The organism is Yeosuana marina, assembly GCF_011762485.1.
Taxonomy (GTDB): domain Bacteria; phylum Bacteroidota; class Bacteroidia; order Flavobacteriales; family Flavobacteriaceae; genus Yeosuana; species Yeosuana marina.
The window spans coordinates 99,954-119,654 of record NZ_JAAKGI010000046.1 but is presented as its reverse complement, the minus strand read 5'-3'; the positions used below and the strand labels follow the sequence as shown (position 1 = coordinate 119,654).

The following is a 19,701-nucleotide window of genomic DNA, read 5'->3' as shown; positions in this document are numbered from 1 at the left end:
TTAACCATATTGCTCTCCAAACGTGTCTTTTACTTTGTTAAGCACTTTTTTAATATCCTGCTCTTTTGATTTAGGATAAATTAATAATACATCTTCCTTATCAACTATAATATAATCCTGCAACCCGTCAACAACTACAATTTTATCCTTTTTGGTACGTATCATATTGCCTGTAGCTTCTTCGGTTAATGTTCTTGAATTAACAATCGCATTTCCGTTAGAATCTTTCCCTAACTTGTCATACAAGCTCCCCCAAGTACCAAGATCGTTCCAATCAAATTCTGCTGCAATTACAAACACATTTTTAGACATTTCCATAATGGCGTAATCGACCGAAATGTTTTCTGCCTTAGCATAATTTTCTTGGATAAAGTCATTCTCTTCATCCGTATTATAAACAGGAATTCCTTTTTTAAATAATTCAAAAAGTGCTGGTTGATTATTTTGGAATGCTGTAATTACACTTTTTACACTCCACATAAAAATACCTGCATTCCAAAGAAAATTTCCTTGTGCAATGAATTCTTTAGCCGTTTCATAATCTGGTTTTTCTCTAAATTGATTTACTGATTTAATATCACTAGCGGCTGTTTTATCAAACTCAATATAACCATAACCAGTATTTGGAAACGTTGGCTGAATACCCAAAGTCATTAATGCATCATTTTCAGCACAAAAATCAAAAGCTTGTTGTACATTATTTGAAAAGGTTGTTTCATCTTCAATCCAATGATCACTTGGCGCCACAATCATAACGGCATCTGGATTTTCCTTTTGAATTTTTAAAGACGCATATAAAATGCATGGTGCTGTATTTCGCATAGCAGGTTCTAAAACTACTTGGCGTTCTGTGACGTTTGGTAATTGCTCAAAAACTAAATCATTATAACTCTCGTTAGTTAGAATGAAAATATTTTCTTGCGGAATTAACTTTGCTAATCGTTGAAAGGTTTTTTGAATGAGCGTATCTCCTGTCCCTAACATATCATGAAATTGTTTTGGAAAATCTTGTGTACTCACTGGCCAAAATCTAGATCCTACGCCTCCTGCCATTAAAATGGCATAATAATTTTTATTCATATTATTCGTTTAATAATTCGACTTCTGCATTTGGATTAAACAGATACAACTTTCCCGTATTTATTTCTATACACTCATAACGTTTTACGCGTTTTTGAGATTTTTTAAATACTTTACCATTGTACAGTTTAAATGTGCTACCAATTGGCACTTCAAAAATATACGTTTTATTATTCGGTCTATCAAATTGCTTCAATGCTAGTGCTAAATTAACATCTGTATCACTGGACGCCTTTGGGTTTTTAAAATGTTTTGCCAAAAGAGATAACAAGTCATTTGGAAAAATTGTAGGATTTAAAAATGGTAACATCAAGTGTTGAAACGTTCGTTTCCACTCTATACCGTGCGGTTTTATAAAACGTCCATAAGCTTTATAAGCTTCAAAGTGAGCGATTTCATGAATGAGCGTGACTAAAAATCGATATTGATTTAAGTTGGAATTAACTGTAATTTGATGCTTACCATTGGGTAAGCGCATATAATCGCCATGACGTGTTTTGCGCTCCTTTTTAATTGTTACGGTAAGATTATCATGTTTTAACAGGTTTAAAACCTGTGCCATAGATTGTTCTGGAATATACCCTTGGAGCATGTCTTGCATATTACAAAAATACAGGATTTTTTAGAAGAAAAAACAATAGATTATTTATTAAAAATCAAACAATGGTGACTTCAATACCAAGTTCAAAAAGTCTGTTTTTAGTTTTTTCGTCAATACCAGTATCTGTAATTATTTGGTCAACATCGTCTAGTCCACAAATTCTTCCAAACCCTTTTTTTCCAAATTTAGATGAATCGGCCAAAACAATAATTTTTTGAGCCGCTTTAATCATTTCCTTATTTAGCGATGCTTCCATTGCGCTAGTGGTTGTCAGGCCAAATTCTAAATCTATCCCATCAACTCCTAAAAATAATTTTGTAAAAGTAAATTCTGACAGCATTTTTTCACTAATTGAACCAACAACAGACAAAGAACTATTTCGAAGAATTCCACCCAGTTGAATAATGTCAATATTAGGTTTTTCTGATAAAATTAATGCTACATTAAGAGATGCAGTTAACGCTGTCAATCCAGCCGTCGGCTTCAAATGCTTTGCGAATTCAATAACAGAAGTTCCAGAGGCTATTATAATACTGTCGTGAGGTTTTAAAATTTGGCCTGCATGAATTGCTATTCTAACTTTTTCATCTGTTTTAAGCTGTTTTTTGAAATTAACATGATAGTCGGTTGTGTACGGATTTTTTAAAAAAGCTCTACCATGAGATCTGAAAAGTAAATTTTTTTCTTCTAAGACTTTAAGGTCTTTTCTGATTGTAACAAGAGACACATTAAATTCTTTACTTAGATCTGACACATCAACAAATTCATTTTCTTCTAATTTTTTTAATATCAGTTTATGGCGCTCAGCTATATTTAAAACCATCTTATTTCTATTTACTATCAAATATACATCAATATTAATAATGTTCGAAACATTTCAAAACTTTCGTAAGTTATTATATTTCTATTTATTTAAAAATAATCAGCTTATTAATACCCTTCTACACTGTTCCAAATACAAAATATCGAATTCCACTTGATATCGTACTAGGCGACAGTTAACTCTATTATAATAATAACTAAAAAAAACATTGTATAACTTTTTTTTTGTTTCGTTTTGTTTTTATATTTGTTTCATCATCATATAACCTTTTAAATTATAGAGAAGTGAAAAGAAATGAAATGATAGATAAAATTAATGACAACTCTAAGGAGTATGACTTTATAATTATAGGAGGAGGCGCTACTGGTATTGGAATTGCTCTTGAAGCCTCTGCAAGAGGTTATTCTGTTGTTTTGTTAGAAAAATCAGATTTTACCAAATCAACTTCTAGTAAAAGTACAAAACTTGTACATGGAGGTGTTAGATATTTAGAACAGGGAAATATAGGTCTTGTTAGGGAAGCTGTAACCGAAAGAGGATTGCTACTAAAAAACGCGCCACATTTAGTTGAAAATTTGTCATTTATAATACCAACTCATGGTTTTTTTGATGAAGTACTATATACAGTAGGATTAACTTTTTACGATTTATTGGCTGGAAAATTAAGTTTAGGACGGTCTAAATGGATATCTAAATCTAAGACCTTAAAACGTATTTCAACTATTAACCCTAACAAAATATCGGCTGGCGTTGCATACCATGATGGTCAGTTTGATGATACTCGTTTAGCTATAAACACCTTACAAACTGCGGTTGGCTTAGGCGCTATTGTCTTAAATTATTGCGACGTAAAAGGATTAGTTAAAAATAGTAGCGGCAAGGTTACGGGTGTTAAATTTATAGATCAAGAAAAAAAGAAAGACTATAAAATAAAAGGAAAACAAGTTGTAAATGCAACTGGAGTGTTTGCCGATGATATTTTAAAAATGGATTCGCCTCATGCTGAAAAAACAATAGCTCCAAGTCAAGGTGTTCATTTAGTTTTAGATAAATCTTTTTTACCAGATAATGATGCTATCATGATTCCAAAAACAGATGATGGAAGAGTATTGTTTTTAGTTCCTTGGCATAACAAAGTGGTTGTTGGAACTACAGATACTCCTGTAAAAAAGGAATCTTTAGAACCTATTGCTTTAGAAGAAGAAATAGAATTTATTTTAAATACTGCTTCGCGATATTTAATAAAAACCCCTAAAAGAAGTGATGTTTTAAGTGTGTTTGCAGGATTAAGGCCATTAGCAGCTTCGAAAGGAAACGGAAACAAAACAAAAGAGATTTCTAGAAGTCATAAAATTTTTGAGTCTGAATCTGGATTACTTACCATGGTAGGAGGAAAATGGACCACCTACAGAAAAATGGGAGAAGATTTAGTTGATAAAGCAGAGCGAAATCAAGGTTGGCAGCACATTCCAACTAAAACAAAATATTTAAAAATACATGGTTATAAAGAAAATACAAATCGTAATAACCCACTATACTTTTACGGAACAGATGAAGATAATGTATTAACAATAGCTACTCAAGAAGGAATGAAAGATTATATTAGTACCTCTCTTGAAGTTATTAATGCTCAAGTTGTTTGGGCTGTTAGACACGAGATGGCTCGTACTGTTGAAGATTTTTTAGCTAGAAGAACCCGCTGTCAGTTGTTAGATGCAAAAGAAAGCATAAAAATGGCACCAAAAGTTGCTAAAATCATGGCATATGAATTAAAAGAAGACGATGAATGGCAGCTAAAACAAGTAGCCGATTATATAAAAGTAACCTCAAATTATATTTTATAAGAACTAAATTAATGGAATAGACATAACTAATAAACTAAACGTCATATGAAAAACAAGCTGATTCTAGCCCTAGATCAAGGCACAACATCCTCCAGAGCAATTTTATTTAATAATAATGGAGAAATTGTGAGAATTTCTCAGAAACCGTTTGATCAAATTTTTCCAAAGCCAGGATGGGTAGAACATAATCCTAATGACATTTGGTCTTCTCAAATATCGGTCGCCGCAGAAGTTACTGCTCAAGAAGGAATTTCTGGTGAAGGAATTGCTGCAATAGGAATCACAAATCAACGAGAAACAACCATTGTTTGGGACCGAGAAACAAGTGAACCAATATATAATGCTATTGTATGGCAAGATAGACGAACTGCTAAATACTGTGATGAGTTAAAAGCTGCTGGCCATATTGATATGATTAAAAAGAAAACAGGATTAGTACTAGACGCCTATTTTTCTGCGACTAAATTAAAATGGATTCTTGATAATGTTAAAGGAGCAAGAGAAAAAGCAGAAGCTGGTAAATTATGCTTTGGAACTGTTGACACTTGGCTTGTATGGAAACTAACTAGAGGCAAGATGTTTATTACTGATGTTTCAAATGCAAGTCGTACTATGTTATTGAATATTCACACCTTAGAATGGGATGAAGAATTATTAACACTATTTAATATACCAAAAACAATCTTGCCAACAGTAAAAGAAAGTAGCGAAATTTACGGAACAACAGCTACGACCCTATTCTCAACTAAAATTCCTATTTCTGGTATTGCTGGCGATCAACAGGCTGCTTTATTTGGTCAAATGTGTACTAAACCTGGTATGGTGAAAAACACCTACGGCACAGGATGCTTCTTACTCATGAATACTGGAGATAAAGCTGTTTCCTCCCATAATAATTTACTAACAACAATTGGTTGGAAAATTAACGGAAAAACGACATATGCTCTTGAAGGAAGTGTTTTCGTTGGTGGTGCCGCTATTCAATGGTTGCGTGATGGTGTAAAAATGGTTAAAACAGCACCCGGTATAAACCATTTAGCTGAAACAGTTGAAGACAATGGAGGTGTTTATTTTGTACCCGCAATGACAGGTTTAGGTGCACCTTACTGGGATCAATATGCGCGTGGGGTAATTATGGGAATTACTCGTGGGACAACAGACGCCCATATTTCTCGTGCCACATTAGAAGGCATTGCTTTTCAGGTTTATGATATTGTGAAAGCTATGGAAGCAGATGCTGGCGAGAAAAGTATTGAATTAAGAGTTGATGGTGGTGCAGCGGCAAGCGATTTGTTGATGCAAATTCAATCAGATTTATTTGGATTTAAAATTATTCGTCCTAAAACATTAGAAACAACGGCTTTGGGAGCTGCCTATTTAGCTGGTTTGGCTGTAGGGTATTGGGATAGTATTGACGATATTCAATCGCAATGGATAATTGATAAAGAATTTTATCCAGTAACAGATAAAGAAAAGGTGAAAAACATGTTGCACTACTGGCATAAAGCCGTAAAATGCGCACAAAACTGGATAGAAGAATAAAAATAAATCTTTAAATAAATAAAAATCATGTCAATTCTAGTAGCAGAAATATTAGGCACTATGTTGCTTATTTTATTGGGAAACGGCGTCGTAGCTAATGTTGTATTAAACGGAACTAAAGGAAACAACTCAGGTTGGATGGTAATAACAACGGCATGGGCTTTTGCTGTATTTGTGGGAGTTGTTGTCGCTGGCCCATATAGTGGTGCCCATTTAAATCCTGCAGTAACTATTGGTTTAGCGGTAGCAGGTAAAGTTGCTTGGAGTTTAGTTCCAGAATATATAGCAGGAGAAATGATTGGAGCTATGTTAGGCGCTTTCTTGGTCTGGTTATTTTACAAAGATCACTTTAAAGTCACTGAAGATGAAGGTGGTAAATTGGCTTGTTTTAGCACAGGACCAGCAATAAGAAATACTCTTTCAAACTTAACAAGTGAAATTATAGGAACCTTTGTTTTAATATTTGTAATCTTTTATTTGGCAGGACCAAAACTTGATTTAGTTGGTACTGTTGATGCAAGGGCTATTATAGGGCTGGGTTCTATTGGAGCACTACCTGTTTCTATTTTGGTATGGGTAATTGGTTTGTCATTAGGCGGCACTACTGGATATGCGATTAACCCTGCACGTGATTTAGGCCCAAGAATTATGCACGCTATTTTACCTATAAAAGGAAGCAGTGATTGGGGATACGCCTGGATTCCAATTGTAGGACCTATTATTGGATCTGTAATCGCAGCTTTATTATATGTTTCTCTAGTTTAAAAAAATTAAATGAATCTGTTAGCTTTACTGCTAGTTTTTGTTTCGACATATCTTTTCAAATGAAAGTAATTAATCACCATGATGTATTTTTACGTTCTTTTTCAATTGTTCCGGTCAAAGGTTGTCATGTTTTAGCTGGTTTAAAACTTGTGCCGTGGATTTATCTGAAATATACTCTTGGAGCATGCCTTGCATAATAAAAAACACAGTATTTATTAGAAGTTAAAAGATTGATTTTTTATGAATTTTAACTAACTTCGTTTAACTAAGCTAAACAAGCATTGAAACGTTTTTCATCCTGATATGACCTACAAAAAACACGTTAAATGAAGTCCGTACAAAAAGATTATTTTTCAGAAAAGGCAAAAGACTATGACACACATAAGCCTAGAACTGTAAACGTTGAAAACATTGCACAAGGAATTTTAAAAGAGTCATTTTTTTCAAAAGACATGAGTATTATGGATTTTGGTTCGGGTACTGGATTATTATTAACTGAAGTTGCGCCTTACGTCAAAAAAATTTCAGCAGTTGACATTTCAACTTCAATGAATGAAGTTTTAAGGTCTAAAAAAGATATAATTGAGTGTGAACTTGAACTAATAGAAATTGATTTAACAAAAGAAGCATTTAATAAAACATTTGATGCTATTATTTCTTCCATGACAATTCATCACATAAAAAATGTATTAGAGTTGTTCAGGAAATTTTATTCATTACTAAATAAGAATGGATTTATTGCTATTGCCGACCTTGACCTAGAAGATGGTTCTTTCCACACAACAGATACAGGCGTATTTCATTTTGGATTCGACAGAGAAGAATTTCTAAACACTGCAAAAAAAGCAGGTTTTAAAGATTTAAAAATTGAAACTGTAAGTGTGGTTGAAAAACCTACAGGCAAATATCCTGTATTCTTGTTAACTGGAAGAAAATAATTAGCTTACAGTTATTATCTTAACAATTAAACAAGTCTCAAAAATTACAACATTTTTAAAAGTTGTTCCATATCATCAAACGTTTTGGTAGCCATTCCTTCTAATTCATTATTATAATCATGAGCTGTAAAACCAAACACATCAAAACCTCCGGCAAGAGCTCCTTTAACACCTAATAAGCTATCTTCAATTACAACACATTCGTGTGGTTGAAACCCCATAGTTTTTGCTGCCCACAAAAAGACATCGGGTTCTGGTTTAAATTTCTGAATATCGTAACAACTAAATAGTTTACCTTCAAAATAAGGTAATAAACCAACTAAATTTAAATTAAACTCCATCTTTGATTTCATACCACTAGACGCGACGCAAAATGGCATTTGTAATCGTTCAATAACGTTAGTTACGCCTTCAATAGGTTTCAAATGTTTTTCAAATTCCTCTAAGCTTTTTGTTCTGTATTCGATTTCGAAGGTTTCAGGAATAGACTGTTTTACTAGTTCTTCAATAATTTTAACACACTCCTTAAAATGACTACCTTTAAAATGTTTCATGGCAAAATCTAAATCTATATTCGCTCCAAGTTGGTTTGCCATATCAACCAATATTTGATTACCAATGGGTTCGCTATCTACCAATACACCATCACAATCAAAAATTACACATTTGTAATTACTCATATACTAAGGGGTTGAATTAGAAACTTGAAGTAATTTTCCGTTATAATATTTATTTGCGTTAACAGAAAACTCAAAAATATAGAGCGCCATTTCTAAAGCAGTTGTTGGCGCTTGATAGCCAGGAAATGCCTCCTCTAACATTTCAGTTTGTACTGCACCCAATGCCAAAACATTAAAACTGGGACCGGTTTCTTTATACTCTTCCGCCCATAATTCTGTTAGTGTAATTACTGCAGCTTTACTAGAACTGTAAGCTGCTAACCCTGGAAATTTCATACTACCTTGTACCCCACCCATAGAACTTATGGTTACGACATGGCTCTCTTTTTTCATGAATGGCACAACAATTCTTGTCATTTCAGCAACACCAAAAACATTGGCTTTATAAACGTATTCAAAATCTTTAATGGCTGTTTCGGCAAACGGTTTATTTAAAAGTGTTCCTGCATTGTTAATTAAAATATCAACCTGTTTCCATTCGGTTTTAATAAAATCGATCACTGTTTTGTAATCGCTCTCTTTACTCAAATCAAAAGAAAAAGGGGTAACATTTTTAAGTTTAAGACTCTTAATAGGTTTTTCATTCCGCGACAGCGCCAATACCTTGTGACCTGCTTCGGCGAATAGTTTCACTAATTCAAATCCAATACCTCTGCTGGTTCCTGTTATAATTACATTTTTACTCATTGTTCATTTTAATTTCTTTTGTTGCTGAATTACAAATATGTTCTATGGCAGGAATCATTTTATTAACCAAATTAGCCATATGATTATAATCTAATTTATCGGCTTCATCATCTACGTGATGGTAATAATCATAATTAGACAAATCGCAGCTTGAAATAGTTTGACACGGCGATTTAAACTGCTCATAAAAAGCAAAATTATCGGAACGCTTAAATAAATTATATTTAACCGCTACGTCAGATCGCCCTAAATAATTTGACCCTATTTGAGCATTCATAACCTCAGCCATATTACTTAAATCGTAACCACTCACAAAGGCTTCATAATCTCTATCTTTAAAAGGCACACCAATCATTTCAAAATTAAGCATAGTATATAAATCTATATTTTGTGCTTTTAGCCTTGTCGCTAAATGTTCAGATCCCTTAAGGCCTAACTCTTCGCCTGAAAATAAAGCCATAATAAGACTTCGTTTATTGCTTTTCGTTTTTGAAAAATATTTTGCTAAAGCTAAAACAGCACTCGTTCCTGACGCATCATCGTTAGCCCCATTTGCAATAGAATCATTATCAACTGTTTTCGCATACCCGATATGATCATAATGAGCTCCAATAATAACAAATTCGTTTTTTAATTTAGGATCACTTCCTTCTATAAACCCCACAATATTATAGCCAACAATATCTTTTACATTAAACGTATCTCTATAGGTTTCAAAATAGGGTTTAATTTCATTTTTTTTAAATACATTTTCAATATACTTAGCTGCAGTTTCTATGCCTGGAGTCCCAGTATTACGGCCTTTTAATGCATCTGAAGTCAAAAATGCAACATGCTCTTTTACTTCACTCTGAGAAATTTCTGTTTTATTTATTTGATTCTCTAAAGATGATTTACAACTAATGACTAATCCTAAACACAACAGTATTATTATTTTTTTCATACAACCAATTAATTTGAGTTTAAAGATAAAAAAAACAATACGCCATACATGAGTTTTTACCTTACAAACACAATTTTAATAAATCAGGTTAACTTCTTTTTTTGATTAATACACTAATAATCACTAAATTGAATAAAAATAAACACCATGCCAATATATTTAGATCTTCATGAAATGCCCGATGGAGTTACTGCTGAACATGTTGCAGAAATGCATCAAGCTGATTTAAAAATTGAACATAAGTTTAATTGTCGTGGATTAACCTACTGGTGCGATGAAAAAAGGCAAACAGCTTTTTGTTTGATTGAAGCTCCTAATAAAAAGGCTCTTAAAGACTTGCATACTCACGCACATGGAGATGTTCCAAAGCGTATTATTGAGGTAGATGGCAACATAGTTGAATCATTTTTAGGAAGAATAGAAGATCCTGAAAAATCACAAAATACAGCATTAAACATCATAAACGACCCTGCTTTTAGAGTTTTAATGGTTATTGAAACTAGTAATTTTTTAGATAGACTTGAAGCCAATCAATTTACTATTTTTACTCAAAAATTTCACAATAGTGTATCAAAATGTTTCCATAAGTTTAATGGCAACATTGTCAAAAAAAACAATAATAATTATTTAGTTTCTTTTAAAACTGTTACCGATGCTGTTTTATGCGCACAAAAAATTCAATATCAATTCAAATACGTGACGCCTAAATTTGATCCTTCAAGCAGAAAACTAAACATAGCAATAAGTTCTGGTGTTCCTGTAACAGATAAAGAAAACATATTTGAAGAGGCTATAACTTTAGCAACTCGCATGTGTGATATTATTAAAGAGACTTTTGTTATCACTTCTGAAGTAAACGCACTTTATGAAAGTGAAAACAGAAATGCTACTGTTGATAAAGAGTCTGTAAGAGTATTAAAAGCAACTGATGAAAAATTTCTAACACAATTGATGGATTTTATTGAAGATAAATGGCATAAATCTGATTTTGATGTCAGCTTTTTTAGTAAAGCCTTAGGGTATAGCAAATCACAATTAAACAGAAAATTAAAAAACCTAACAGGACTATCACCTAACAATTTTTTAAAGGAATTCAGGTTACATAAAGCGTTACAATTATTATATAAGCAACAAGGTAATATTTCTGAAATCGCTTTTGAAACAGGATTTAACAGTCCTGCTTATTTTTCGAAATGCTTTTTAGACAAATACCATATTCTCCCTTCAAAATATATTCAACAACATATATCTTAGGTTCCATTTTTTATAAATGACTCAAAATTAGAGTTATTTGAATTAAATGTAGAAGTAAACTACTCATTGTATTTATAAGTTTGGTGTTCAACCAATAAATAAATAATAATGAGTAAAACACTTTTTGAAAGATTAGGTGGTCGTGAAGGTATTTCAACAATCGTTGATGACACCGTTGAGAACCACATGAACAACACAGCAGTAAATGCACGATTTCTTCCTTTAAAAGAGCAACCTGAGCGATTGGCTATTATAAAAAACCACACAATTGATTTTTTTGTTGCTGGTAGTGGTGGACCCAATAATTATAAAGGAAAAGATATGGTAACTGCGCATACGGGTATGAATATAAGTCCTGCAGAATACATGCACGTAATTGATGATATTTTTATGGCTCTAGATAAAAATAATATTGATGAAGACTCTAAAAAAGATGTATTAGCCATTTTATGGTCATTAAAAGAGTCTATTTTATCAAAATAAATCACAATTAAACTAAACCGAAATTAGTAAAACATTACTTACTAAGGCTAAAAAGCACTCAATTTTGGGTGTTTTTTACTTCTTATTAATTTGTAATCCTTCATGTTGCCATTCAACAATACCGCCTTCAAGATCATATATTTTAACAAAACCAGCATCTAGAAGTTTTTCAGAACTCTTAGCACTTCGTCTTCCACTTTTACAATATACAATAACTGGTTTTTCTTTATTTAGTTTTTTGATGTCCTCATCAAATGTTGGTGAGAAATAATCTATATTTTGTGCGTTGGCAATAAATCCTTCACTATACTCTTTTGGAGTTCTTACATCTAATAATTGCACATTATCCTTCTTTAAAAGTGTCTGCATTTCTTTTGGAGAAATAACTTTTAATTTACTATCATCATAGTTTCCTTTGCAACTTGTAAATACAACAAAAAACAAAACAGAAAAAACAACTAATATATTTTTATTTTTCATAATTTATTATTCTATATCACCTTCCCATTGTAACATTCCACCAATAAGATTATAAGCGTTTTCAAAACCTAACTGATTCATAATCTTACAAGCCTGACCACTTCTATTACCCGATCTGCAATAGACATAGTAATTTTTATTCTTATCAAGTTTTTCAATTTCTGAAACAAAATCTTGACCTCTGTAAATATCTATATGAATGGCATTAGGTATCATACCTTCTGCTACTTCGGCATCAGTTCTTACATCTAATATCACAGCTTTTCCATCATTTTCAAGCTGTTCTACCCACTCATCTTGTGTTAAATCTTCCATATTTTTTTATTTATGAATCGCAAAAATAATATATCTATAATAACTTACCATATAAAACAATGAAGTATTCTATAGTATTAAACTTTTATTGAACAGCCTATAGCCTTAGTCTCCTTTTCTTTAATTTCTTCTCCTTTTAACAAAGCATCTACAGCATTTTCTACATACTTTGTTTTAACTGCCGAAGTATCTTTATAATTATCATCAATTGCGCCAATATATCTAACCACGTTTCCTTGTTTTGTTTTTTGCAACACAAACATATGAGGCGTTTTGGTGGCTCCAAATTTTGGATATACATGTTGACCTTCATCAACTAAATATGGAAATGTATAACCTTTTTCTTTAGCCCGCATCTGCATAGCTTTAAAACTGTCTCCCGGCTGTGCCATTGGGTTATTTGGATTAATGGCAATAACAGGATAGCCTTTTGAGGCATACATTTTGTCGAGAGCTATTATTCTATCTTCATAGGCTTTTGCAAACGGACAGGTATTACAGGTAAAAGCAATTATAAATCCTTTTGCGTCATCGTAATCTGATAGAGAAACCATATTTCCATCAATATTCTTTAATTTAAAATCAGACACCACGTCTCCAATTTTATAACTGTCATTTACGGTTGTTGTATTACTATTAAAATCACTTAAAAAAGTGATAATCATAATTGATACTAAAAAAGGTGTTTTCATAAGCTATTATTTTAAAAATTTATTGACTTCGTTTTCTAAAGTTTCATATGTAAAAGATTGTTCGAAAAACTCACTTTTATCATTTTTATATATCATGGTTGCCGGAATTGAACCAGACCAATCCTTATTAATTTGAGGAATCCATGAGTTCATATCAACATCGTCTAAAGCTATTACTTTGGATGTTAGCTTATTTTCTACTATAAAGGGTTTTAACTTGGTTTCATACAAATGTGGAAAATCCAGACTTACTAAAACCACATCAACTTGCTTATCCTTATATGTTTTGTTCAACTTCTCAAAATAAGGTAATTCCTTAACACAAGGCGCACACCAAGTGGCCCAAAAGTTAATAACATGAATCTTATCGTCCTTTTTATTTAAGAACTTTTTAAAACCATTAAAATCATACACATCTAATTGAATACTATCTGTATTAATTTTAATAGCTTGAGCAGTTTCAACTTTGTTTGCTGATGCTTTATTATCGCTTTTGTTTTGTTTGCAACTGGAAAAAATACCTAATAAAATAATAAGCCATATATATTTCATATGCTAAAATTACCTAATACATGACGAGATAGAGAGAGTTTAACAAATTTTTAAATAAAAAAACTATAAAGTATTGTGTAGTTATATTGTCTTTTCTATATTTGATGCAAATAAAAAATATGAACACAATTTTAAATAATACTTGGTGGTGGAGCTTTCGAAACGTCATTTCGTGAAGTAGTCACTTAGTATATTTAAATCTAAAAATATCAAAAAGGCTTGTCGTTCACGACAAGCCTTTTTTTAATGAAAAAAAATGAAAACATTTAGCCTTTACACACATTACAAAAAAATTCTAGCAGATACTATTACGCCTGTTAGTATTTACTTAAAAATTAGAGACAAATACCCAAACAGTATTCTTCTTGAAAGTAGCGACTATCATGCTAACAGTAATAGTTTTTCGTATATCTGTTTTAATCCTATTGCATCTATTAAAGTAGAAAATGAAACAATTGTGCAAAATTTTCCTGATAAAAGTTCTTTATCGACTAAAATTGATGAAAGCACCAATGTTACAGAAGAAATCCATCAATTCACTAAACGGTTTAAGGTGAATTCTGAAACTGATTTCAAATTTATTAATAATGGAATATTTGGTTATTTAGCTTATGATGCCGTACGTTATTTTGAAGATATAGAGATTTCTAAAAAAGAAAACTCTTTAACCATTCCTGATGTTTACTACGCCGTTTATCAAAATATTATTGCCATCAATCATCATAAAAATGAAGCTTATATTTTTGCTCATTGTTATGAAAGTGAAAGTAATATTGATGACATAGACCACTTAATAAAAGCTAGAAATTTTGCCTCCTACGATTTTGCTTCCAATGGAGATATCTCTTCTAATTTAACTGATGAAGAATACAAACATCATGTAGAATTAGCAAAAAAACATTGTGCTCGTGGTGATGTGTTTCAACTTGTATTATCAAAAAGTTTTTCGCAAGAATTTAAGGGTGATGAGTTTAACGTCTACCGCGCTCTAAGAAGTATCAACCCATCTCCTTATCTATTCTATTTTGACTACGGAAATTTTAAAATATTTGGAAGTTCGCCCGAAGCGCAACTTATTGTGAGCGACGGAAAAGCAGAAATCCATCCCATTGCAGGAACGTTTAAACGGACTGGAAACGATTTACAAGATGCCGAATTAGCAAAACAATTAAAGGTTGATGACAAAGAAAATGCCGAGCATGTGATGCTTGTTGATTTAGCAAGAAATGATTTAAGCAGACATGGAAGTCACGTAACGGTCGACACCTACAGAGAAGTTCAGTTTTTCTCGCATGTTATTCATTTGGTAAGTAAAGTAACAGGACAAAAACACAAAGAAACATATACCATGCAAGTGGTCGCAGACACCTTTCCAGCAGGAACATTAAGTGGCGCACCAAAACATCGTGCTATGCAGCTTATCGAACAATACGAAAAAACAAGTCGTTCATTTTACGGTGGTGCTATTGGTTTTATGGATTTTGATGGCAATTTCAATCATGCCATTATGATTAGAACGTTTTTAAGTAAAAACCACCAATTACATTGGCGTGCTGGTGCAGGATTGGTGTCAAAATCAAATCCAGAAACAGAATTACAAGAAGTTTACAACAAATTAGGAGCATTAACAAAAGCTATTGAATTAGCAGAAAATATTTAAAAATGACGAAAGTTTTAGTAATAGATAATTACGATAGTTTTACATATAATCTTGTTCATTATTTAGAAGATTTAGATTGCGATGTAACCGTTGTTAGAAATGATAAATTAACATTAGATGACGTGGAGCCTTTTGATAAGATTGTACTCTCTCCAGGACCAGGCATTCCAGATGAAGCAGGTTTATTAAAACCAATTATCGAAAGATTTGCACCAACTAAAAGTATCTTAGGCGTGTGCTTAGGCCAACAAGCTATCGGAGAAGTTTTTGGAGGATCGCTCATTAATTTAGAGGATGTGTATCATGGCGTTTCTACTAATGTTACCATAAGTGTTGGTGACGAACCACTGTTTAAAGGGTTAGATAAAACTATTGAAGTTGGTCGCTATCATTCGTGGGTTGTAGATCCAAATTTACCAGATGTTTTGGAAGCCACTTCGTTTGACGAAAACGGACAAGTCATGTCATTACGCCATAAGGTATATGATGTTAAAGGTGTTCAATATCATCCAGAATCTGTTTTAACGCCGAATGGGAAACAAATTCTTAAAAATTGGATTAATTCTTAAGCTATGAAACATTTATTAAATAGACTTATAAATCACGAAATCATATCAAGTGATGAAGCAAAACAAGCGTTGGTTAATATATCAAATGGTATGTATAACCAAAGTCAAATAGCATCATTTCTTACAGTTTATATGATGCGGAATATTACGCTTGAAGAATTAAAAGGCTTTAGAGATGCCCTTTTAGAATTATGTATCCCTATAGATTTAAAAGATTTTAATACGATCGATTTATGCGGAACTGGCGGCGATGGAAAAGATACATTTAATATATCAACACTCTCGTCTTTTGTAACGGCAGGTGCTGGTGTTCATGTCGCAAAACATGGGAATTATGGCGTATCTTCCGCTTGCGGATCTTCCAATGTTATGGAATATCTTGGAATAAAATTTTCAAATGATGAAGATTTTTTAAAACGTTCTATTGATAAAGCTGGGATTTGCGTATTACATGCTCCATTATTCCATCCTGCCATGAAAAACGTCGCGCCAATACGTCGCGAATTAGGTGTAAAAACCTTTTTCAACATGTTAGGTCCTATGGTAAATCCTGCTTTTCCACAAAATCAAATGGTTGGTGTTTTTAATTTAGAATTGCTGCGTCTTTACGGCTATTTATATCAGAATACGGATAAAAATTATTCGGTTGTTCATGCCTTAGATGGCTATGATGAAATTTCATTAACTGGTAAAACGAAAGTAATTTCAAACCATTCTGAAAGCATGTTTTCTCCAGAAGATTTAGGCGTTTCGCAAATTAAACAAGAAGAGATTTTTGGTGGAAGCACAGTTGAAGATGCCGCTAAAATATTTATGAATGTCATTCAAGGAAACGGTACCGAAGCTCAAAACAATGTGGTTTGCGCCAATGCCGGTTTAGCCATTGCAACCACCAAACAAATTACGCACAAAGAAGGATTTGAAATGGCTAAAGAGTCATTGCTCTCTGGAAAAGGATTAAAATCATTACAAAAAATTCAAGAATTAAGTAAGTAAAATAACGTCATTACGAGAAGAGAAGCGACGAAGTAATCTCTTGTAAAAAACAGATTGCCACAACTTTTTTTCAAAAAGTCTCGCAATGACGAATCAAAAATAAAATGAACATATTAGACCACATCGTAGCCGACAAACGCCTTGAAGTCGATTTAAGAAAATCGTTAATTCCAATAAAACAATTGGAAACGTCAATTTTGTTTGCGAAACCGACTATTTCATTAGCTTCCGCTTTAAAAAACAGTAATTCGGGTATTATTGCTGAGCATAAACGCAGATCACCTTCAAAATCCGTTATCAATCAAAAATTAAATGTATTTGATGTTGCTAAAGGGTATGAAGATGCAGGCGTTTGTGGCATGTCTGTACTAACTGATGCCAAATATTTTGGAGGTTCTTTAGACGATTTATTAATAGCTCGTGCTAGTTGTAGTTTACCATTGTTACGTAAAGAATTTATTATTGATGCGTATCAAATTATTGAAGCTAAAGCCTATGGCGCCGATGTTCTTTTATTAATTGCAGCTATTTTAACTAAGGAGGAAATCAAACAATTTTCTGAATTAGCGAAAAGCTTGCAACTTGATGTTCTTCTTGAAGTTCATAATGAAGATGAGTTACATAAATCGATTATGCCGAGTCTAGATATGATCGGTGTAAATAACAGAAATCTAAAAACCTTTGAAGTTAGTTTAGATACGAGCAAAACACTAAGCAAACTTATCCCAAACGATTTTGTAAAAGTATCTGAAAGTGGTATTAGCAATATTGAAGCCATTAAAGAATTAAAACCCTACGGGTATCAAGGTTTTTTAATAGGTGAAAATTTTATGAAAACAGATAATGCTGGGTATAGCGCTAAAGAATTTATTAAAGCATTACAATCATGAAGCTAAAAGTTTGCGGTATGAAATATCCAGATAATATTGAACACCTTGCCGCATTGCAACCAGATTATTTGGGCTTTATATTTTATGATAAATCTGCAAGACATTTTAAAGGAGACATACCAAAACTACCAAACACCATTAAAAAAGTGGGAGTCTTTGTTGATACCGATTTAGAAGAGGTCATTGAAAAAATTAAAACACATGATTTACAAGTAGTTCAACTTCATGGTGACGAGTCTCCCGAATATTGCAAAACTTTAAAAAATCAGTTCGAGCGCAGTCGAGAACATATTGACAAAAAAATAGAAATCATCAAGGTATTTTCAATAAAAGACAATTTCGATTTTAATCTTTTAAAACCTTATGAAAGCGTATGTAATTTCTACTTGTTCGACACCAAAGGAAAATTACCTGGTGGAAACGGTTACACCTTCGATTGGAGTGTTTTGAAAAATTATCCATCAACCAAACCCTATTTTTTAAGTGGTGGCATTGGTCTTGAAGAAGTTGAAACAATCAAATCGTTTTTCAGTAAAGAAGAATCAAAATATTGTTATGCCATCGATGTAAATAGTAAATTTGAAATTGAACCAGGATTAAAAAGTATTGAACTATTAAAAGAATTTAAAAATAACGTCATTACGATGAATGAAGAATGAATGTAGACTTAATCTTATCAAAAGATTGCTTCACGTCGTTCACGATGACAAATAAAATATTTATATGAACTACAATGTAAACGAAAAAGGATATTATGGCGAGTTTGGTGGTGCATACATCCCAGAAATGCTATATCCTAATGTAGAAGAATTACGCCAAAACTATCTTAAAATCATGGCAGAACCTTCGTTTAAAGAAGAATTCGATCAGCTACTAAAAGATTATGTTGGTCGGCCGTCACCATTATATTTGGCTAAACGTCTTAGTGAAAAATACAATACCAAAATTTATTTAAAACGTGAGGATCTCAACCATACAGGTGCTCACAAAATCAATAATACTATTGGACAAATTTTAATGGCAAAACGTTTGGGTAAAACTCGCATTATTGCTGAAACGGGTGCGGGGCAACACGGTGTTGCTACTGCAACAGTTTGTGCTTTAATGGGGTTAGAATGTATTGTCTATATGGGCGAAATTGATATTGCACGTCAAGCTCCTAATGTAGCTCGAATGAAAATGTTAGGCGCCACCGTTGTTCCTGCTTTATCGGGAAGTCGCACCTTAAAAGACGCTACCAACGAAGCCATTAGAGATTGGATTAATAATCCCGTCGATACACATTATATTATTGGTTCTGCCATCGGGCCGCATCCGTATCCAGATATGGTAACACGTTTTCAATCGGTTATTTCCGAAGAAATAAAATGGCAGCTAAAAGAACATGAAGGCCGAGAAAATCCCGATTATGTAGTCGCTTGTATTGGTGGTGGCAGTAATGCCGCTGGAACTTATTATCATTTTCTGCACGAAGAAGATGTCAATATTATTTCTGTTGAAGCTGCTGGGCTAGGCATTGATTCTGGTGAAAGCGCCGCAACCTCTGTATTAGGAAAAGAAGGCATAATTCATGGTTGCAAAACATTATTGATGCAAACCAACGACGGACAAATCACTGAGCCCTACTCTATTTCGGCAGGTCTCGATTATCCAGGTGTTGGCCCTATGCATTCGCATTTATCTAAAACCGGGCGCGCCCAATTCATGTCTATCACCGATGCCGATGCCATGAAAGCTGGCTTAGAATTATGCAAATTAGAAGGTATTATTCCAGCCATTGAAACCGCTCACGCCTTGGCTATTTTCGAACATAAAACATTTAAACCAGACGATATAGTCGTAGTGAGTCTCTCTGGTCGTGGCGATAAAGATTTAAATACGTATATAGATTATTTTAAATTATAAAA

Annotated in this window: 22 protein-coding genes; 12 read left to right on the top strand and 10 right to left on the bottom strand. The window is 32.8% G+C overall.

Annotated features, from left to right (window positions below; genetic code table 11):
* From G5V56_RS18210 to G5V56_RS18200, 3 genes are read right to left on the bottom strand one after another with little or no spacing between them, the layout of a single operon-like run.
* A complete protein-coding gene (locus tag G5V56_RS18210; protein WP_166967847.1) occupies positions 1-1,080 on the bottom strand; it encodes a mannose-1-phosphate guanylyltransferase in 1,080 nt (359 codons plus the stop codon).
* Between the two features lies 1 nt (position 1,081).
* On the bottom strand, positions 1,082-1,681 hold the full coding sequence (locus tag G5V56_RS18205; RefSeq protein ID WP_166967843.1) for a SprT-like domain-containing protein: 600 nt from the start codon (positions 1,679-1,681) through the stop codon (positions 1,082-1,084).
* A 55-nt stretch (positions 1,682-1,736) separates the two neighbouring features.
* On the bottom strand, positions 1,737-2,504 hold the full coding sequence (locus G5V56_RS18200) for a DeoR/GlpR family DNA-binding transcription regulator (protein WP_166967840.1): 768 nt from the start codon (positions 2,502-2,504) through the stop codon (positions 1,737-1,739).
* Between the two features lie 284 nt (positions 2,505-2,788).
* Between G5V56_RS18200 and G5V56_RS18195 the strand changes: the two genes are divergently transcribed.
* From G5V56_RS18195 to G5V56_RS18180, 4 genes are all read left to right on the top strand, one after another.
* Positions 2,789-4,348, top strand: a complete 1,560-nt coding sequence (locus G5V56_RS18195; protein ID WP_166967837.1) for a glycerol-3-phosphate dehydrogenase/oxidase — start codon at positions 2,789-2,791, stop codon at positions 4,346-4,348.
* Positions 4,349-4,393: 45 nt separating this feature from the next.
* Complete coding sequence (gene glpK, locus G5V56_RS18190) at positions 4,394-5,890, top strand: glycerol kinase GlpK (protein WP_166967833.1); 1,497 nt, start codon at positions 4,394-4,396, stop codon at positions 5,888-5,890.
* 27 nt (positions 5,891-5,917) lie between these two features.
* Complete coding sequence (locus G5V56_RS18185; protein ID WP_166967830.1) at positions 5,918-6,655, top strand: MIP/aquaporin family protein; 738 nt, start codon at positions 5,918-5,920, stop codon at positions 6,653-6,655.
* A 326-nt stretch (positions 6,656-6,981) separates the two neighbouring features.
* Entirely contained in the window at positions 6,982-7,593 is a 612-nt protein-coding gene (locus G5V56_RS18180; RefSeq protein WP_166967826.1) for a class I SAM-dependent DNA methyltransferase, read from the top strand.
* A 44-nt stretch (positions 7,594-7,637) separates the two neighbouring features.
* On the opposite strand, the gene G5V56_RS18175 is transcribed toward G5V56_RS18180, so the two are convergent.
* Genes G5V56_RS18175 through G5V56_RS18165 form a run of 3 tightly spaced genes read right to left on the bottom strand, consistent with a single transcriptional unit; the run spans position 7,638 to position 9,903 of the window.
* Entirely contained in the window at positions 7,638-8,273 is a 636-nt protein-coding gene (locus G5V56_RS18175) for an HAD family hydrolase (protein WP_166967823.1), read from the bottom strand.
* A gap of 3 nt (positions 8,274-8,276) precedes the next feature.
* The gene (locus tag G5V56_RS18170) at positions 8,277-8,960 is read right to left on the bottom strand and encodes an SDR family NAD(P)-dependent oxidoreductase (RefSeq protein WP_166967820.1); all 684 of its coding nucleotides are present in this window, start codon (positions 8,958-8,960) and stop codon (positions 8,277-8,279) included.
* Positions 8,953-9,903 (bottom strand): M28 family peptidase, encoded by a 951-nt coding sequence (locus tag G5V56_RS18165; protein ID WP_166967818.1) that lies wholly within the window; start codon positions 9,901-9,903, stop codon positions 8,953-8,955. Before G5V56_RS18165 ends, G5V56_RS18170 begins: the two co-directional genes overlap by 8 nt.
* Before the next feature lie 147 nt (positions 9,904-10,050).
* Here G5V56_RS18165 and G5V56_RS18160 point away from each other — a divergent pair, with 147 nt between their 5' ends.
* The gene (locus G5V56_RS18160) at positions 10,051-11,157 is read left to right on the top strand and encodes a nickel-binding protein (protein WP_166967816.1); all 1,107 of its coding nucleotides are present in this window, start codon (positions 10,051-10,053) and stop codon (positions 11,155-11,157) included.
* Between the two features lie 108 nt (positions 11,158-11,265).
* Positions 11,266-11,640 (top strand): group I truncated hemoglobin, encoded by a 375-nt coding sequence (locus G5V56_RS18155; RefSeq protein ID WP_166967814.1) that lies wholly within the window; start codon positions 11,266-11,268, stop codon positions 11,638-11,640.
* A 75-nt stretch (positions 11,641-11,715) separates the two neighbouring features.
* On the opposite strand, the gene G5V56_RS18150 is transcribed toward G5V56_RS18155, so the two are convergent.
* From G5V56_RS18150 to G5V56_RS18135, 4 genes are all read right to left on the bottom strand, one after another.
* Positions 11,716-12,120 (bottom strand): rhodanese-like domain-containing protein, encoded by a 405-nt coding sequence (locus G5V56_RS18150; protein WP_166967812.1) that lies wholly within the window; start codon positions 12,118-12,120, stop codon positions 11,716-11,718.
* A gap of 6 nt (positions 12,121-12,126) precedes the next feature.
* Positions 12,127-12,435: a rhodanese-like domain-containing protein gene (locus tag G5V56_RS18145; RefSeq protein ID WP_166967810.1), complete on the bottom strand. Its 309-nt coding sequence runs from the start codon at positions 12,433-12,435 to the stop codon at positions 12,127-12,129.
* A gap of 77 nt (positions 12,436-12,512) precedes the next feature.
* Positions 12,513-13,100 carry a thioredoxin family protein gene (locus G5V56_RS18140; protein ID WP_394366214.1) on the bottom strand — a complete coding sequence of 196 codons (588 nt, stop codon included), beginning with the start codon at positions 13,098-13,100 and terminating at the stop codon, positions 12,513-12,515.
* A 33-nt stretch (positions 13,101-13,133) separates the two neighbouring features.
* Positions 13,134-13,679, bottom strand: a complete 546-nt coding sequence (locus G5V56_RS18135; protein WP_166967806.1) for a TlpA disulfide reductase family protein — start codon at positions 13,677-13,679, stop codon at positions 13,134-13,136.
* Between the two features lie 256 nt (positions 13,680-13,935).
* Between G5V56_RS18135 and G5V56_RS18130 the strand changes: the two genes are divergently transcribed.
* The 6 genes from G5V56_RS18130 to trpB all read left to right on the top strand — a co-directional run bounded on the left by G5V56_RS18130 (position 13,936) and on the right by trpB (position 19,699).
* The gene (locus G5V56_RS18130; RefSeq protein WP_166967804.1) at positions 13,936-15,339 is read left to right on the top strand and encodes an anthranilate synthase component I family protein; all 1,404 of its coding nucleotides are present in this window, start codon (positions 13,936-13,938) and stop codon (positions 15,337-15,339) included.
* Between the two features lie 2 nt (positions 15,340-15,341).
* Positions 15,342-15,908 (top strand): anthranilate synthase component II, encoded by a 567-nt coding sequence (locus tag G5V56_RS18125; RefSeq protein ID WP_166967802.1) that lies wholly within the window; start codon positions 15,342-15,344, stop codon positions 15,906-15,908.
* A 3-nt stretch (positions 15,909-15,911) separates the two neighbouring features.
* Positions 15,912-16,904 (top strand): anthranilate phosphoribosyltransferase, encoded by a 993-nt coding sequence (gene trpD / locus G5V56_RS18120; RefSeq protein WP_166967800.1) that lies wholly within the window; start codon positions 15,912-15,914, stop codon positions 16,902-16,904.
* Positions 16,905-17,008: 104 nt separating this feature from the next.
* A complete protein-coding gene (trpC, locus tag G5V56_RS18115; protein ID WP_166967798.1) occupies positions 17,009-17,794 on the top strand; it encodes an indole-3-glycerol phosphate synthase TrpC in 786 nt (261 codons plus the stop codon).
* Positions 17,791-18,453, top strand: a complete 663-nt coding sequence (locus G5V56_RS18110) for a phosphoribosylanthranilate isomerase (RefSeq protein ID WP_166967796.1) — start codon at positions 17,791-17,793, stop codon at positions 18,451-18,453. Before trpC ends, G5V56_RS18110 begins: the two co-directional genes overlap by 4 nt.
* Before the next feature lie 64 nt (positions 18,454-18,517).
* The gene (trpB, locus tag G5V56_RS18105; protein ID WP_166967794.1) at positions 18,518-19,699 is read left to right on the top strand and encodes a tryptophan synthase subunit beta; all 1,182 of its coding nucleotides are present in this window, start codon (positions 18,518-18,520) and stop codon (positions 19,697-19,699) included.
* Positions 19,700-19,701 lie beyond the last annotated feature (2 nt).

What these genes read in the sequence shown, in the direction of transcription:
- G5V56_RS18185 (WP_166967830.1), top strand. Translation starts at nt 5,918, where the DNA reads ATGTCAATTCTAGTAGCAGAAATATTAGGCACTATGTTGCTTATTTTA.
- G5V56_RS18180 (WP_166967826.1), top strand. Translation starts at nt 6,982, where the DNA reads ATGAAGTCCGTACAAAAAGATTATTTTTCAGAAAAGGCAAAAGACTAT.
- G5V56_RS18165 (WP_166967818.1), bottom strand. Translation starts at nt 9,903, where the DNA reads ATGAAAAAAATAATAATACTGTTGTGTTTAGGATTAGTCATTAGTTGT.
- G5V56_RS18145 (WP_166967810.1), bottom strand. Translation starts at nt 12,435, where the DNA reads ATGGAAGATTTAACACAAGATGAGTGGGTAGAACAGCTTGAAAATGAT.
- G5V56_RS18160 (WP_166967816.1), top strand. Translation starts at nt 10,051, where the DNA reads ATGCCAATATATTTAGATCTTCATGAAATGCCCGATGGAGTTACTGCT.
- trpB (WP_166967794.1), top strand. Translation starts at nt 18,518, where the DNA reads ATGAACTACAATGTAAACGAAAAAGGATATTATGGCGAGTTTGGTGGT.
- G5V56_RS18170 (WP_166967820.1), bottom strand. Translation starts at nt 8,960, where the DNA reads ATGAGTAAAAATGTAATTATAACAGGAACCAGCAGAGGTATTGGATTT.
- glpK (WP_166967833.1), top strand. Translation starts at nt 4,394, where the DNA reads ATGAAAAACAAGCTGATTCTAGCCCTAGATCAAGGCACAACATCCTCC.
- G5V56_RS18110 (WP_166967796.1), top strand. Translation starts at nt 17,791, where the DNA reads ATGAAGCTAAAAGTTTGCGGTATGAAATATCCAGATAATATTGAACAC.
- G5V56_RS18135 (WP_166967806.1), bottom strand. Translation starts at nt 13,679, where the DNA reads ATGAAATATATATGGCTTATTATTTTATTAGGTATTTTTTCCAGTTGC.
- G5V56_RS18130 (WP_166967804.1), top strand. Translation starts at nt 13,936, where the DNA reads ATGAAAACATTTAGCCTTTACACACATTACAAAAAAATTCTAGCAGAT.
- G5V56_RS18140 (WP_394366214.1), bottom strand. Translation starts at nt 13,100, where the DNA reads ATGATTATCACTTTTTTAAGTGATTTTAATAGTAATACAACAACCGTA.
- trpD (WP_166967800.1), top strand. Translation starts at nt 15,912, where the DNA reads ATGAAACATTTATTAAATAGACTTATAAATCACGAAATCATATCAAGT.
- G5V56_RS18150 (WP_166967812.1), bottom strand. Translation starts at nt 12,120, where the DNA reads ATGAAAAATAAAAATATATTAGTTGTTTTTTCTGTTTTGTTTTTTGTT.
- G5V56_RS18200 (WP_166967840.1), bottom strand. Translation starts at nt 2,504, where the DNA reads ATGGTTTTAAATATAGCTGAGCGCCATAAACTGATATTAAAAAAATTA.
- G5V56_RS18125 (WP_166967802.1), top strand. Translation starts at nt 15,342, where the DNA reads ATGACGAAAGTTTTAGTAATAGATAATTACGATAGTTTTACATATAAT.
- G5V56_RS18175 (WP_166967823.1), bottom strand. Translation starts at nt 8,273, where the DNA reads ATGAGTAATTACAAATGTGTAATTTTTGATTGTGATGGTGTATTGGTA.
- G5V56_RS18205 (WP_166967843.1), bottom strand. Translation starts at nt 1,681, where the DNA reads ATGCAAGACATGCTCCAAGGGTATATTCCAGAACAATCTATGGCACAG.
- G5V56_RS18155 (WP_166967814.1), top strand. Translation starts at nt 11,266, where the DNA reads ATGAGTAAAACACTTTTTGAAAGATTAGGTGGTCGTGAAGGTATTTCA.
- G5V56_RS18210 (WP_166967847.1), bottom strand. Translation starts at nt 1,080, where the DNA reads ATGAATAAAAATTATTATGCCATTTTAATGGCAGGAGGCGTAGGATCT.
- trpC (WP_166967798.1), top strand. Translation starts at nt 17,009, where the DNA reads ATGAACATATTAGACCACATCGTAGCCGACAAACGCCTTGAAGTCGAT.